The sequence below is a fragment of the Mesorhizobium sp. WSM4822 genome, assembly GCF_055811155.1.
Genome location: NZ_JBVVQM010000007.1, coordinates 192165 through 205222 on the forward strand (window position 1 = coordinate 192165; position 13058 = coordinate 205222).

A 13058-nucleotide genomic window follows, 5' to 3' on the forward strand; every position below is an offset into this window, starting at 1 on the left:
GAGGGGCGGCGCCGGCGTTGAGGAAGTTCACTCGGCCTAAGCGACCTTTTCAGTCCGCGTAAAGCTCGCACGATCAGCGACGCGCGCATACCAGTCCCGAATATCCGCGAACCGCGCCAACAGATCGCGCCCTTGCGTGACCTTGACGAAATAGGCGATGATCGGCGCGGCGTGCAGGTCCGCCAGCGTCAGCTGGTCGCCAAGCAGCCACGGACCTTGTGGCTTCAGCGATCTCAGCACCGTCTCGGCCTGAGCAAGGCCGCCGGCGATCAACGCCGAATCCGGCTCAGCCTTCTCCAGCCGCTCGACGGCAACATCCCAGACCATCGCGCGATAGCCATAGGCGTCGAGCATGCCTATGATTTGGCCCATCCTGGCGCGGCCGCGCGCGTCGGCAGGCTGCAGCGCCGGTCCGTCGAAGGCCTCGTCGATATAGCGAGCAATCGCATTGGTCTCGAAGAGGCGAAACCCGTCATAACAGAAGGCCGGGATGCGGCCGAACGGATGATGCTCGAAATACCAGGCGGGAACGCCCTCGGCGGCAAAGACATCGACCGGCACAAGCTCGTAGTCGATGCCTTTTTCCGCGAGTACGAGGCGGACGATGCGTACATAGACGCTGTAGTCCGCCCCGTAGACGATGGGCTTGCTCGACGATGTGGTGTTGAACCTATGACCGATGCGGATAACGATCTACTCTTTTATCTTTGCAACGGGCTTGCCATCTTCCCCAATCACGAGCGTGATCTTGCCTCCAAGGTCCGCTGGCGCGGGAGCGACATTGGCGGCTTGCCCCTCATACTTCGGCATGGAGTCCAAAAGCTCTTTGCCCTTGGCACTCTTTAGTCGTTCTTGCTGATCGAACCACATAGCCATTTACATCTACCTGTTTGGCTTAGATATTGAAATGCAGCGCATCCATGGAAGACAGGTTTGCAATTCGACACGCCTCAAGTCGTTGTCGTTAGCTAATACTGTCGCACACTCAGATCAAGATCGAGGGTAGGCTTTTGGGCGACATGTTTTACGCCATCGCCTTCTGCAGGTTCTCGTCGATCTTGTCGAGGAAACCGGTGGTCGACAGCCAGGGCTGGTCGGGGCCGATCAAGAGCGACAGATCCTTGGTCATGAAGCCGGACTCGACCGTCTGGATGCAGACCTTTTCCAGCGTTTCGGAAAAACGCTTCAGGTCGGCATTGTCGTCGAGCTTGGCGCGGTGCGCGAGGCCACGCGTCCAGGCGAAGATCGAGGCGATCGAGTTGGTCGAGGTTTCCTCGCCTTTCTGGTGCTGGCGGTAGTGGCGGGTGACGGTGCCGTGCGCGGCTTCGGCTTCCACCGTCTTGCCGTCCGGTGTCATCAGCACCGAGGTCATCAGGCCGAGCGACCCAAAACCCTGCGCAACCGTGTCGGACTGCACGTCACCGTCATAGTTCTTGCAGGCCCAGACATAGCCGCCCGACCATTTCAGGGCAGAGGCCACCATGTCGTCGATCAGGCGGTGCTCGTACCACAGCTTCTTCGACTTGAACTCGGCCTCGAACTCGGCCTCGTAGACCTCCTGGAAGATGTCCTTGAAACGACCGTCATAGGCCTTGAGGATGGTGTTCTTGGTCGACAGATAGACCGGATAGTTGCGCAGCAAGCCGTAGTTCAGCGAGGCGCGGGCGAACTCGCGGATCGAGTCGTCGAGATTGTACATGGCCATGGCGACACCGGCGCCGGGCGCGTCGTACACATCGTGCTCTATCACCTGGCCGTCCTCGCCGACGAATTTGATGGTCAGCTTGCCCTTGCCGGGGAAGCGGAAATCGGTGGCGCGGTACTGGTCGCCGAAGGCATGGCGGCCGACGATGATCGGCTTGGTCCAGCCGGGCACCAGGCGCGGCACGTTCTTCATGATGATCGGCTCGCGGAAGATGGTGCCGCCGAGGATGTTGCGGATGGTGCCGTTCGGCGACTTCCACATCTTCTTCAGCTTGAACTCCTCGACGCGCTGTTCGTCGGGGGTGATCGTCGCGCATTTCACGCCGACGCCGTGTTTCTTGATGGCGTTGGCCGAATCGATGGTCACCTGGTCGTTGGTGGCGTCGCGGTGCTCGATGCCGAGGTCGTAATATTCAAGCTTAAGGTCGAGATAAGGGTGGATCAGCTTGTCCTTGATGAACTGCCAGATGATGCGGGTCATCTCGTCGCCGTCGAGTTCGACGACCGGGTTCGCCACCTTGATCTTCGCCATGGAAAGAATGCCTCGTTGCTGGATATGGGACGGCCTTGCCCGCGCGGCGTTGGGCCGGGAGATGTCGCCCGTATATCAAAGCGCTTTTGGCCACGCAAACGGCGATCGGTCACGAATTGGAGGCCAGAGCCGTCGTCATTTGCGAATGCTTCATTTTCCCGGCCGAATGTGGCAGGGACGCTGAAATGCCGCAAACAGCAGTTCATTGACAATCATGCCCGTCATCAAAGATCCCGATAGCATTGCAGTCGCCGGCCCGGCGATCATCCTCGTCGAGCCTCAGCTTGGCGAGAACATTGGCATGGTCGCGCGCGCCATGGCCAATTTCGGTCTGTCGGAGCTGCGCCTGGTCAACCCGCGTGATGGTTGGCCGAGCGAGAAGGCGCGCGCGGCGGCCAGCCGCGCCGATCATGTCATCGACGCTGTCACCGTCTTCGACGATCTGGCCTCGGCGCTCGCCGACCTGAACTTTGTCTTCGCCACCACGGCCAGGCAGCGCGACGGCTTCAAATCCGTGCGCGGGCCGGTGGAGGCGGGCAGGCTGCTGCGGGCGCGCCACGTGATGGGCCAGCGCACCGGCATCCTGTTCGGACGCGAACGCTTCGGCCTCTACAATGACGAGGTCGGCCTTGCCGACGAGATCGTCACTTTCCCGGTCGATCCCGATTTCTCCTCGCTCAACATCGCCCAGGCAGCACTTCTGATGTCCTACGAATGGATGAAGTCCGGCCTGGAGGACGAGACCAGGACCAATTTTTCCGGCCCGGACATGAAACCGGCAAGCAAGGAAGAATTGCACGGCCTGTTCGCCTATCTCGAAGGCGCGCTGGAAGCGCGCGGCTATTTCCGGCCGGCGCCGAAGAAGCCGAAAATGATCGACAATCTGCGCGCGGTGCTGACACGCCCTGGCTTTGCCGAACCGGAGCTCAAGGTGCTGCGCGGCATCATTTCGTCGCTCGACAGGTTTTCTCCGGCGATGCCGCGCGGCGACGGGTCCCCTGGCGACGACCCGCGGCGCTTGCCCGCGGCCGCCGCGCGGGCCCGCAAGGCGGAAGCGGCGCGCCTTGCCGACACCGGCAAGGACGATGACATACCGCCGCTTGGCGGAAAAGGAACCGACAATGACTGAGCGGCCGATCCTGATGTTCGATTCGGGCATCGGCGGGCTTACCGTGCTGCGCGAGGCGCGCGTGCTGATGCCCGATCGCCGCTTCATCTATGTCGCCGACGACGCTGCGTTTCCCTACGGCGCTTGGGAAGAGCCGGCGCTGAGGGCGCATATACTCGAATTGTTCGGCAAATTGCTTGAGCGCTTTGCGCCGGCCATTTCCGTCATCGCCTGCAACACCGCCTCGACGTTGGTGATCGATGCGCTGCGCGATAGATTTCCCGAGCATCCTTTCGTCGGCATGGTGCCTGCGATCAAGCCGGCGGCGGAACGCACGCGCTCAGGGCTGGTTTCGGTGCTGGCGACGCCTGGCACCGTCAAGCGCCAATACACGCGCGACCTGATCAGCAAATGGGCGCAGAAATGCCATGTCCGCCTGGTCGGCAGCGACAGGCTGGCGGGACTGGCTGAGATCTACATGCGTGAGGGCTTCGTCGATGAGGAGGCCGTACGCACCGAGATCACGCCGTGCTTCGTCGAACATGATGCGCTGCGTACGGATATCGTCGTGCTCGCCTGCACACACTACCCCTTTCTGGCCAATCGCATGCGCAAGACGGCGCCCTGGCCGGTCGATTGGCTCGACCCCGCTGAAGCGATTGCGCGCCGGGCACTGTCGCTTCTCGCCGACATCGATCCGAGCGGTCGTGGCGAGATGCTGCCTGAAGGACCCGACCTTGCCGTCTTCACATCGAAAAGAGCCGATTTCCCGACCCGTCGCCTGATACAGGGCTTCGGGCTGGCTATGTCGTGATTGCGAAGCGGAACATCACGGCAGTCGTTGCGTTTTTCTCCAGATTCCAACGGGAGAAAGAACCATGCCAGCCACCTCGAAAGCCCAGCAGAAAGCCGCCGGCGCGGCTCTGTCGGCCAAGCGCGGCGAGACCAAGAAGAGCGAACTGCAGGGCGCTTCCAAGGGAATGTACGAATCGATGAGCGAAAAGCAGCTCGAGGAATTCGCCGAGACGAAGCGCAAGGGCCTGCCGGAGAAGAAGTCGAAAGACTAAGGATTAAGCATCCGGAATCAAAGAGCCCGCGGCCAAAACCGCGGGCTTTGAATCGATGTCGGCCGCCTGAGACCGGATAGGAGCCTACCAGCGCCCGCTGCAGCGCTTGATCTTGTAGCGTACGACCTTCTTGTGGCCGTGCCGCCAGATAACCTTCTTCTTGATCACGATGCGGCAAGCCTGGTGATGTCGGTGTCCATGCCAATGCCTGGCTTCCGCCGGCTCCGGTGTCAGGACCGCCATGGATCCCGCCAACACAGCGGCTCCTGTCAGGGTAAGGAAGAATTTCTTCATGCGAATGTAGCTCCTCTGCTCCGGTCCTTCCTGATGCCGCTGGCGCAACCTCCCGCCACATCCGGCACTGTACTCAACCCAGAGACGCTATATCGTCGCCACGGCCTACGCCAGCCACAAGCTTGACACCGGTTAAATCTCCGTTTAATCAGCGCGCCAACACCGGGCCGCAATGCCCGGTGGTTTTCTTTATGTGCGCAAGATGCGTGGAAATCCAATTCTACTATCTTGTTTGAACTGACGTGTCCCGTGGGTTTTCCGCCGCGTTGCGTGGGAAAACCCTGTCAGGTCTCGAAAACGGAGGCCAGAGGAGGGCGCGTTTCCTTCACCCGGACCATGAGGTTCCGGGTGTATTGTTTTGAAAAGGGAATGCGATGAGCAAGCGCGAATCCGCGAAGTACAAGATCGACCGCCGTCTCGGCGAAAATATCTGGGGCCGCCCGAAGTCCCCGGTCAACAAGCGTGAATACGGTCCCGGCCAGCATGGCCAGCGCCGCAAGGGCAAGCTTTCCGATTTCGGCCTGCAGCTGCGCGCCAAGCAGAAGCTGAAGGGTCACTATGGCGACGTTTCGGAAAAGCAGTTCCGCAAGGTTTATGAAGAGGCTGACCGCCGCAAGGGCGACACCTCGGAGAACCTGATCGGCCTGCTCGAATCGCGTCTCGACGCGGTCGTCTACCGCGCCAAGTTCGTGCCGACCATTTTCGCCGCCCGTCAGTTCGTCAACCACGGCCACGTCAACGTCAACGGCAAGCGTGTCAACATCGGCTCGTATCGCTGCAAGCCGGGCGATGTCGTCGAAGTGCGCGAAAAGTCCAAGCAGCTGGTCATCGTTCTGGAAGCGGTCGGTCTCGCCGAGCGCGACGTGCCGGACTACATCGAAGCCGATCACAACAAGATGGTCGCGACCTTCTCGCGCATCCCTGGCCTGGCGGACGTTCCGTTCGCCGTGCAGATGGAACCGAACCTGGTCGTCGAATTCTACTCGCGCTAAAACGAGCGCGTTCTGCGACACCAAGAAAAGGCCGCCCGTCGAGGCGGCCTTTTCTTTGTCGGTCATGTCCGCTAATCCGGCGCTCTGGCCACTGAAAGCGACATGCCATGAACATGCTTCCAGACATCGAACCGATCGCCGACAGCGAAGGCGGCTTCCATCCGCTGTTCGCCGACGTGCCGTCCTCGGTCGAATTCAACAAATTGCGCAAGCGGCTGCTGCGGCTGACCCGGCAGGCGATCGAGGATTTCTCGATGATCAAGCCCGGCCAGCGCTGGCTCGTCGCGCTCTCGGGCGGCAAGGATTCTTACGGCCTGCTCGCGGTGCTGCTCGACCTCAAATGGCGCGGGCTCTTGCCGGTCGATCTTCTGGCCTGCAATCTCGACCAGGGCCAGCCGAATTTCCCCAAACATATCCTCCCGGACTATCTCAACAGCCACGGCATTGCGCACCGGATCGAGTATCAGGACACCTATTCCCTCGTCACCGACAAGCTGCCGGCGGGCAGCACCTATTGCTCGCTCTGCTCGCGGCTCAGGCGCGGCCATCTCTACCGCATTGCGCGCGAGGAGGGGTGCTCGGCACTGGTGCTCGGCCACCATCGCGAGGATATTCTCGAAACCTTCTTCATGAATCTCTTCCATGGCGGCCGTCTCGCCGCCATGCCGCCAAAACTGCTCAACGACGACGGCGACGTCATGGTGCTGCGGCCATTGAGCTACTGCGCCGAGGTCGATCTGGAAAAATTCGCTGCCGCCATGCATTTCCCGATCATTCCCTGCGATCTCTGCGGTAGCCAGGAAGGCCTTCAGCGCAACGCCATGAAGGCGATGCTCGAGGACCTGGAAAAGCGCATGCCCGGCCGCAAGGATACGATGCTGCGCGCGCTGTCGAACAGCAGGCCATCGCACCTGCTCGACAGGAAGCTGTTCGACTTCGCTGCCCTCAACGACACCCTCACCACAAGGCAAGCCGATGACATTTGACGACACCGCGATCGATTGGCTGGCCGGCATTCTGGCCGAGGCGGCGCTGACCGAAATCATGCCGCGCTTTCGCCGGCTGGGCGATGGCGATGTCAGGCAGAAGACCTCGGCCGCCGACCTGGTGACCGAAGCCGACGTCAATGCCGAGCGGCTGATCACCGCGCGCCTGCGCGAGCGCTATCCCCAGGCGATGATCGTCGGCGAGGAGGCCTGTTCCGACAATCCGGCACTGCTCGATGGTCTGGGCGATGCCGATCTGGCCTTCGTCATCGATCCGGTCGACGGCACTTTCAACTTCGCCTCCGGCGTGCCTTTGTTCGGCGTCATGCTGGCGGTCGTGGTCCAGGGCGAGACGGTTGCCGGCATCATCCACGATCCCGTCGGCAAGGACTGGCTGATTGGCGCCAGGGGCGCCGGCAGCCATATCCGGCATGCGCATGGCAGTCTGGAGAAGGTGCATGTAGCGGCACCCGCGCCGATCTCGGAGATGACCGGCTCGGTCTCCTGGCAATATATGCCCGAGCCGGAGCGGTCGCGGCTGGCGCGCAACCAGACGAAGATCCTGTCGCAATTCGCCTATCGCTGCGCCGCGCACGAATACCGCCTGCTGGCGAGCGGCCATGCCCATTTCGTCGTCTACAACAAGCTGATGCCGTGGGACCATCTGGCCGGCGTGCTGATCCATGCCGAGGCCGGCGGCCACGCGGCGCGCTTCGACGGCAGCACCTATCTGCCCTCGCATCTCGGCGGCGGCCTGCTTGTCGCGCCCGATCGCGAAAGCTGGCACGAATTGCGCCGCGAACTCTGGGCGCAATAGGAACGATTCCTGCGTTAGCCGAAGGAGCGGTGCAATTTCACGCAAATCCGGAGGCTCTCGAATGAAACCTCGGTTCGCATTTGTCGCCGCGGCTCTTGCCGCCGCTCTGTCTACCAGTTCCCAGGAAGCAAGATCGCAGGAACGCAGTTGTCGCAGTTCCGATCCCGTCGACACGATAAAGGAGATGTCGGACGCTATCTATGCCTGCTGGAAACCGCCACCCGGAACCGCGGGCATGTCCCTGACCCTGCGGTTCTCGCTTCGCCGCAACGGCACACTGATCGGCAAGCCTCGCGCCACGTATTCCGATCTGGGAACCGATGCCCAGCGCAGCCGGGCCTTCGTGGCATCCATTCTCAGGGCACTCGATGATGCTCTGCCATTGCCCTTTTCGGACAGCATGGGTGAAGCAATTGCGGGGCGTATGCTTGCCCCTCGGTTCACGGCAGCTCTTGAGGGTGCATCCTAGTGCAAGTCGGTGATGTGCCCTGAAACGGGCGCGTTCTGTGGCTGGAACATCTTGCCGCGCTCGGCGATGAAGATCATCAGCAGCGCCGCGACCGAGACGCTGCAGAAGCCGGCGGCCAGCGGCGTCACCGTGCCATTGAAGGCCTGGCCGATCAGCGTGCCGAGAATGCCGCCGAGAAACGTCTGCATGAAACCGAGGATCGACGACGCCGTGCCGGCCAGTTGCCCGAGCGGCTCCATGGCCAGCGCGTTGAAGTTCGCGCCCAGCGCACCGAACGGAAGCATGGCGCAGGCAAAGAAGGTGATGAACAGCCAGAGCGGCATCTTCATTTCCAGCGAAACGATCAGCCAGGCAAGGCTGATGACCAGGAACAGCAGCAGCGCGCTCTGCGACAGGCGGCGCATGCCGATGCGGCCGACAAGGCGCGAATTCAGAAAGTTGGAGAAGGCGAGCACGCCCGCGACGCCTGCGAAGATGACCGGGAACATCTCGCCGACATGGAAGATGTCGACATAGATCTGCTGCGCCGAAGCGATGAAGCCGAACATGGCGCCGAAGATGAAGGTGCTGGCGAAGGCATAGCAGATCGCAATGCGGTTGGTGAGCACGATGCGGAACCCACCGACAATCGAGTTCACGGTCAGCGGCCGGCGATGTTCGGGATGCAGCGTTTCAGGAAGGCGCAGCAGCGACCAGGCCGAGACGAGGAGCGCACCGACGGCCATGGTGACGAAGATCCAATGCCAGGTCGCAAACAGCATGATGAACTGGCCGATGCCGGGAGCAATGACCGGTATCGCCATGAACACCATGAAGATCAGCGACATCACCTCGGCCATGCGCCGGCCGTCGAACGTATCGCGCACGATCGATACGGCGATGACGCGGGTGGCGGCCGCACCAATGCCTTGCACGGCCCGGCACAGCAGAAGTGTCTCAAAGCTTGGCGCAATGGCGGCAGCCGCGGCCGCGGCGACATAGATCACCAGCCCGGCGACCAGTGGTGCGCGACGCCCGAAGCGATCCGAGATCGGCCCGAAGAACAACTGTCCGCCGCCGAAGCCCAGAATGTAGGCCGTTATGACGTACTGCCGGTGGTTTTCATTTTCGACGCCGAGCGTGGCGCCGATCTGCTGCAGCGCCGGCAGCATGATGTCGATGGCCAGCGAGTTCAGCGCCATCAGCGCCGCGCACAGGGCGATGAACTCCCAGCGCGGAATGGGCAGTTTGCTTGCCGATTGCGGCGCTGGTTTTGGCTGGTCCACGGCAAGTCCGATCTTTCAAACGAAAATGCGCCGGCGGGCCGGCGCATTGGCTCGTCTTGGTCCTGGGTTCAGGACATGAAAATTGCCGAGGTGGGGCTGCCCCGGGGTGCCTGGTGCTCGATGCCCAAAATCAACGTCGATTTTCGGGCATGCACAAAACAGAAATCAGGCGGCGCCTTTGACGCTGACGCCCTTCTCGACGAGGAATGTCTGCAACTCACCGGCCTGGAACATCTCGCGGATGATATCGCAGCCGCCGACGAATTCGCCCTTGACGTAGAGCTGAGGGATCGTCGGCCAGTTGGAGTATTCCTTGATGCCCTGGCGCAGTTCGGCCGAGTCCAGGACGTTCACGCCTTTGTAGTCTGCGCCGATATAGTCGAGGATCTGGACGACCTGGCCGGAAAATCCGCATTGCGGGAAACCGGGCGTGCCCTTCATGAAAAGGACGACGTCGTTGCCCTTCACTTCATTGTCGATGTAGTCGTTGATGCCGCTCATGGAATATCCTTTCCCGCCTGTGGGAGTCAGGCTCGAAACATACCCTTCAAATAAACCCAACGATTGCTCGAAACAAGACGTTAGCCGCGCCGCGGCTGAAATGGCGCAAAGGATGGGCCGTGTTGGGCCAAGCGCTAAGGGTCAGTCGGGAACGCTGGTCTGCAAGGCGAGCGCGTGCAGCACGCCACCCATATTTCCTTTCAGCGCGTCATAGACCATCTGGTGCTGCTGCACGCGGCTTTTCCCCCGAAAGCTCTCGGCCACCACCTCGGCCGCATAATGGTCGCCGTCGCCGGCGAGATCGCGGATCGTGACCTTGGCGTCCGGAATGCCGTCCTTGATCAGTTTTTCGATGTCGTGGGCGTCCATTGCCATGGCAAAATCCTGTTTCGAGCGGCCGGTGTCAGGCCATAAGATGAGAGTCGGGCGAGCCTAAAGCCTTTCCGGTCCGGATTGAAGCCGTTCGTCCCACCAACGGCAAGACGGCCCGACGGCTTCAGAGAAAGACTAAGCCGGTGGGCTTGCTTCATCCTCGGCAACGTCGTCGCGTGTCGAGAAAGCACGGCCAAGGCTGAAGGCAAGCACATAAAGCGGCGCGTTGAGCACGAGGCCGACAATGGGGAGATAGCTCGTCATTTGCCAAGCCGGCGAGAAGAACCCCTGGCCATAACCGTCGCAGACAAGCGACGAGCCGTACTCCCACAACGCGCCTACGACCACCGCGCTGGCAAAAAGCTTGATGCAGGTGACGATATGCCTTGCCCGTGCCGGATCCGGCGCCAGGCGGTCCCACAGAACCAGGCAGACGATCGGGATCGCGTAGATGAGATTCTGGGCGATGAGCATGGGGATGGCGCCATTGGCCGCGGCAAGGAACTCCGCGCGCGTTTCCAGCCGCATGCACACCTCGCTTGAGGTTGTCGACAGCAGGAAAAAGACGAATGGTCCCAGGAACCAGAAGAAGAACAGCGACGGCCAGAAAACGACTGCAAGCAGCGCCCGGGCAGCCAGTTTCCTGTGCTTGATCATGAGTTTCCCGAAAAACCGTTCCCACTTTTCGGGATCATGCTCTCGTCAACTGGCCTGGTCCATGAAGCGGGGGAACCAGCCTTCGTGCGCCGCGGAGAGTTCGCTGACCGGGATTGCCCTGGCGTCGCCAAGCTTCAGCGCGCTGCCCCCGGTCGAGCCGATCCACGGCGCGAAGATGCCGAGTTCGCCCTGCTGCTTGCGAATGGCGTCCCATTCGTCGCCATGCGGATCGATCGACAGCGTCAGGAGATAACGGCCCTGGTCCTCGCCGAACCAGACCGGGATCGGGTCGGTGCCGACAAGACCGGGAACGGCGGCGCCGATTCCGGACGCCATCGCCATCTCGGCAAGTGCAACGGCGACACCGCCATCGGAAACGTCATGCGCCGCTGTGACGATGCCGGATGCGATGAGCGCTCGCACATGGTCGCCGACGCGTTTTTCGTGATCGAGGTCGACCGGCGGCGGCGGGCCATCCGTGCGGCCGTGTACGTCACGCATATAGACCGATTGCCCGAGATGCGTTCCCCAGGACGCCGGTGCGCCGACCAGCAGGATCATCTGGCCCTCGGCCGCAAAGCCGGTCCGCACCATCTTCGACCAGTCGGCGATCAGCCCGACGCCGCCGATGGTCGGGGTTGGCAGGATGCCCTGGCCGTTGGTCTCGTTGTAGAGCGAGACATTGCCGGAGACGATCGGGAAGCCAAGCGCGCGGCAGGCGTCGCCGATGCCCTTCACCGCGCCGACCAGCTGGCCCATGATCTCGGGCCGTTCCGGGTTGCCGAAATTGAGGTTGTCGGTGGCGGCCAGCGGCAGAGCGCCGGTGGCGGTCAAGTTGCGCCAGCATTCGGCCACCGCCTGCTTGCCGCCCTCATAAGGGTCGGCCTCGCAATAGCGCGGCGTCACGTCGGAGGAGAAGGCGAGCGCCTTGGTGGCATGGCCTTCGACCCGCACCACGCCGGCATCGCCGCCTGGAAGCTGCAGCGAATTGCCCTGGATCAACGTGTCATACTGCTCCCAGACCCAGCGGCGCGAAGACAGGTCGGGCCCGCCGAGCAGCTTCAGCAGCGCGTCGGCAACGTCGGCTTGCGGAATGTCATTGGCGGCCAGCGGCGCCGGCTTTTTCGGCTCGACCCACGGCCGGTCATATTCCGGAGCCTTGTCGCCGAGATCCTTGATCGGCAGATCGGCGACCTGATCCCCCTGGTGCAGCACGCGGAAGCGCAGATCGTCGGTGGTCTTGCCGACGATGGCGAAGTCGAGCCCCCATTTGTGGAAGATCGCCTCGGCTTCCTTTTCCTTTTCCGGGCGCAGAACCATCAGCATGCGCTCCTGGCTTTCCGACAGCATCATCTCGTAGGCGCTCATGCGCTCTTCGCGCACCGGCACCTTGTCGAGATCGAGCTCGATGCCGAGGTCACCCTTGGCGCCCATTTCGACCGCCGAGCAGGTGAGGCCGGCGGCACCCATGTCCTGGATGGCGATGACTGCGCCCGAGGCCATCAGTTCGAGGCTGGCTTCCAGCAGGCACTTTTCGGTGAAGGGATCGCCGACCTGCACTGTCGGGCGCTTCTCATCGATCTTGTCGTCGAATTCGGCCGAGGCCATGGTGGCGCCGCCGACACCGTCGCGGCCAGTCTTGGCGCCGAGATAGACGACCGGCAGGCCGACACCCTTGGCTTCCGACAGGAAGATCGCATCGGTCTTGGCAAGGCCCGCCGCAAAGGCGTTGACCAGGATGTTGCCATTGTAGCGAGCGTCGAAATTGACCTCGCCGCCGACCGTCGGCACGCCGAAGGCGTTGCCATAGCCGCCGACGCCGGAAACCACGCCTGAAACGAGGTGCCGGGTCTTGGGATGGTCAGGCGAGCCGAAGCGCAGCGCATTCATCGCCGCGATCGGCCGCGCGCCCATGGTGAAGACGTCGCGCAATATGCCGCCGACGCCGGTCGCCGCGCCCTGGTAGGGCTCGATATAGGACGGGTGGTTGTGGCTCTCCATCTTGAAGACGACGCAGTCGCCATCGCCGATGTCGACCACGCCGGCATTCTCGCCCGGCCCCTGGATGACCTGCGGACCAGTGGTAGGCAGCGTGCGCAGCCACTTCTTCGAGGATTTGTAGGAGCAGTGCTCATTCCACATCGCCGAGAAAATGCCGAGTTCGGTGAAGCTCGGCTCGCGCCCGACAAGATCGAGGATGCGCTGATACTCGTCGGGCTTGAGCCCGTGTGAGGCAATGAGCTCGGGGGTGATCGGCACGGAATTGGAAATGGTCATGGGCGGCGATTTATATC

At 62.1% G+C, this 13058-nt stretch carries 16 protein-coding genes; 7 read left to right on the top strand and 9 right to left on the bottom strand.

Annotated elements, in window-relative coordinates; all coding sequences use genetic code 11:
• Nucleotides 1-36: 36 nt before the first annotated feature.
• The 3 genes from AC0L3E_RS17850 to AC0L3E_RS17860 all read right to left on the bottom strand — a co-directional run bounded on the left by AC0L3E_RS17850 (nucleotide 37) and on the right by AC0L3E_RS17860 (nucleotide 2236).
• Nucleotides 37-681: a glutathione S-transferase family protein gene (locus AC0L3E_RS17850; RefSeq protein ID WP_128308300.1), complete on the bottom strand. Its 645-nt coding sequence runs from the start codon at nucleotides 679-681 to the stop codon at nucleotides 37-39.
• 12 nt (nucleotides 682-693) lie between these two features.
• Nucleotides 694-876 (bottom strand): hypothetical protein, encoded by a 183-nt coding sequence (locus tag AC0L3E_RS17855; protein ID WP_128308299.1) that lies wholly within the window; start codon nucleotides 874-876, stop codon nucleotides 694-696.
• Between the two features lie 148 nt (nucleotides 877-1024).
• Nucleotides 1025-2236 carry an NADP-dependent isocitrate dehydrogenase gene (locus AC0L3E_RS17860; protein WP_127321786.1) on the bottom strand — a complete coding sequence of 404 codons (1212 nt, stop codon included), beginning with the start codon at nucleotides 2234-2236 and terminating at the stop codon, nucleotides 1025-1027.
• 214 nt (nucleotides 2237-2450) lie between these two features.
• On the opposite strand from AC0L3E_RS17860, the gene AC0L3E_RS17865 reads away from it, so the two are divergent.
• From AC0L3E_RS17865 to AC0L3E_RS17875, 3 genes are all read left to right on the top strand, one after another.
• Nucleotides 2451-3365 carry an RNA methyltransferase gene (locus AC0L3E_RS17865; RefSeq protein ID WP_127321787.1) on the top strand — a complete coding sequence of 305 codons (915 nt, stop codon included), beginning with the start codon at nucleotides 2451-2453 and terminating at the stop codon, nucleotides 3363-3365.
• A complete protein-coding gene (murI, locus tag AC0L3E_RS17870; RefSeq protein ID WP_023810327.1) occupies nucleotides 3358-4158 on the top strand; it encodes a glutamate racemase in 801 nt (266 codons plus the stop codon). Before AC0L3E_RS17865 ends, murI begins: the two co-directional genes overlap by 8 nt.
• A 64-nt stretch (nucleotides 4159-4222) precedes the next feature.
• Nucleotides 4223-4411: a DUF3008 family protein gene (locus tag AC0L3E_RS17875; protein ID WP_023810328.1), complete on the top strand. Its 189-nt coding sequence runs from the start codon at nucleotides 4223-4225 to the stop codon at nucleotides 4409-4411.
• An 84-nt stretch (nucleotides 4412-4495) separates the two neighbouring features.
• Here AC0L3E_RS17875 and AC0L3E_RS17880 read toward each other — a convergent pair whose 3' ends face one another.
• Entirely contained in the window at nucleotides 4496-4705 is a 210-nt protein-coding gene (locus AC0L3E_RS17880; protein WP_127332070.1) for a hypothetical protein, read from the bottom strand.
• Between the two features lie 374 nt (nucleotides 4706-5079).
• Between AC0L3E_RS17880 and rpsD the strand changes: the two genes are divergently transcribed.
• The 4 genes from rpsD (at nucleotide 5080) to AC0L3E_RS17900 (ending at nucleotide 7969) form a co-directional block, all read left to right on the top strand.
• A complete protein-coding gene (rpsD, locus tag AC0L3E_RS17885) occupies nucleotides 5080-5697 on the top strand; it encodes a 30S ribosomal protein S4 (RefSeq protein WP_023759539.1) in 618 nt (205 codons plus the stop codon).
• Nucleotides 5698-5804: 107 nt separating this feature from the next.
• On the top strand, nucleotides 5805-6683 hold the full coding sequence (gene ttcA / locus AC0L3E_RS17890; RefSeq protein WP_128308298.1) for a tRNA 2-thiocytidine(32) synthetase TtcA: 879 nt from the start codon (nucleotides 5805-5807) through the stop codon (nucleotides 6681-6683).
• Nucleotides 6673-7500, top strand: coding sequence for an inositol monophosphatase family protein (locus AC0L3E_RS17895; RefSeq protein WP_127332066.1), 828 nt, complete (start codon nucleotides 6673-6675; stop codon nucleotides 7498-7500). Before ttcA ends, AC0L3E_RS17895 begins: the two co-directional genes overlap by 11 nt.
• A gap of 61 nt (nucleotides 7501-7561) precedes the next feature.
• Entirely contained in the window at nucleotides 7562-7969 is a 408-nt protein-coding gene (locus AC0L3E_RS17900) for an energy transducer TonB (protein ID WP_127810648.1), read from the top strand.
• Here the strand turns inward: AC0L3E_RS17900 and AC0L3E_RS17905 are convergent.
• The 5 genes from AC0L3E_RS17905 to purL form a co-directional block, all read right to left on the bottom strand.
• Entirely contained in the window at nucleotides 7966-9234 is a 1269-nt protein-coding gene (locus AC0L3E_RS17905) for a multidrug effflux MFS transporter (RefSeq protein WP_127810647.1), read from the bottom strand. The genes AC0L3E_RS17900 and AC0L3E_RS17905 overlap by 4 nt on opposite strands.
• 165 nt (nucleotides 9235-9399) lie before the next feature.
• Complete coding sequence (grxD, locus tag AC0L3E_RS17910) at nucleotides 9400-9735, bottom strand: Grx4 family monothiol glutaredoxin (protein WP_006332883.1); 336 nt, start codon at nucleotides 9733-9735, stop codon at nucleotides 9400-9402.
• Nucleotides 9736-9876: 141 nt separating this feature from the next.
• Nucleotides 9877-10110 carry a BolA/IbaG family iron-sulfur metabolism protein gene (locus tag AC0L3E_RS17915; RefSeq protein ID WP_010909092.1) on the bottom strand — a complete coding sequence of 78 codons (234 nt, stop codon included), beginning with the start codon at nucleotides 10108-10110 and terminating at the stop codon, nucleotides 9877-9879.
• Nucleotides 10111-10242: 132 nt separating this feature from the next.
• The gene (locus AC0L3E_RS17920; RefSeq protein ID WP_128308297.1) at nucleotides 10243-10764 is read right to left on the bottom strand and encodes a hypothetical protein; all 522 of its coding nucleotides are present in this window, start codon (nucleotides 10762-10764) and stop codon (nucleotides 10243-10245) included.
• Nucleotides 10765-10809: 45 nt separating this feature from the next.
• A complete protein-coding gene (gene purL / locus AC0L3E_RS17925) occupies nucleotides 10810-13041 on the bottom strand; it encodes a phosphoribosylformylglycinamidine synthase subunit PurL (protein WP_127408863.1) in 2232 nt (743 codons plus the stop codon).
• Nucleotides 13042-13058: the final 17 nt, after the last annotated feature.

Excerpts from the sequence above, each read along its gene's own strand:
- AC0L3E_RS17855 (WP_128308299.1), bottom strand. The coding sequence starts at position 876 with ATGGCTATGTGGTTCGATCAGCAAGAACGACTAAAGAGTGCCAAGGGC.
- AC0L3E_RS17860 (WP_127321786.1), bottom strand. The coding sequence starts at position 2,236 with ATGGCGAAGATCAAGGTGGCGAACCCGGTCGTCGAACTCGACGGCGAC.
- AC0L3E_RS17865 (WP_127321787.1), top strand. The coding sequence starts at position 2,451 with ATGCCCGTCATCAAAGATCCCGATAGCATTGCAGTCGCCGGCCCGGCG.
- murI (WP_023810327.1), top strand. The coding sequence starts at position 3,358 with ATGACTGAGCGGCCGATCCTGATGTTCGATTCGGGCATCGGCGGGCTT.
- AC0L3E_RS17875 (WP_023810328.1), top strand. The coding sequence starts at position 4,223 with ATGCCAGCCACCTCGAAAGCCCAGCAGAAAGCCGCCGGCGCGGCTCTG.
- AC0L3E_RS17880 (WP_127332070.1), bottom strand. The coding sequence starts at position 4,705 with ATGAAGAAATTCTTCCTTACCCTGACAGGAGCCGCTGTGTTGGCGGGA.
- rpsD (WP_023759539.1), top strand. The coding sequence starts at position 5,080 with ATGAGCAAGCGCGAATCCGCGAAGTACAAGATCGACCGCCGTCTCGGC.
- ttcA (WP_128308298.1), top strand. The coding sequence starts at position 5,805 with ATGAACATGCTTCCAGACATCGAACCGATCGCCGACAGCGAAGGCGGC.
- AC0L3E_RS17895 (WP_127332066.1), top strand. The coding sequence starts at position 6,673 with ATGACATTTGACGACACCGCGATCGATTGGCTGGCCGGCATTCTGGCC.
- AC0L3E_RS17900 (WP_127810648.1), top strand. The coding sequence starts at position 7,562 with ATGAAACCTCGGTTCGCATTTGTCGCCGCGGCTCTTGCCGCCGCTCTG.
- grxD (WP_006332883.1), bottom strand. The coding sequence starts at position 9,735 with ATGAGCGGCATCAACGACTACATCGACAATGAAGTGAAGGGCAACGAC.
- AC0L3E_RS17915 (WP_010909092.1), bottom strand. The coding sequence starts at position 10,110 with ATGGCAATGGACGCCCACGACATCGAAAAACTGATCAAGGACGGCATT.
- AC0L3E_RS17920 (WP_128308297.1), bottom strand. The coding sequence starts at position 10,764 with ATGATCAAGCACAGGAAACTGGCTGCCCGGGCGCTGCTTGCAGTCGTT.
- purL (WP_127408863.1), bottom strand. The coding sequence starts at position 13,041 with ATGACCATTTCCAATTCCGTGCCGATCACCCCCGAGCTCATTGCCTCA.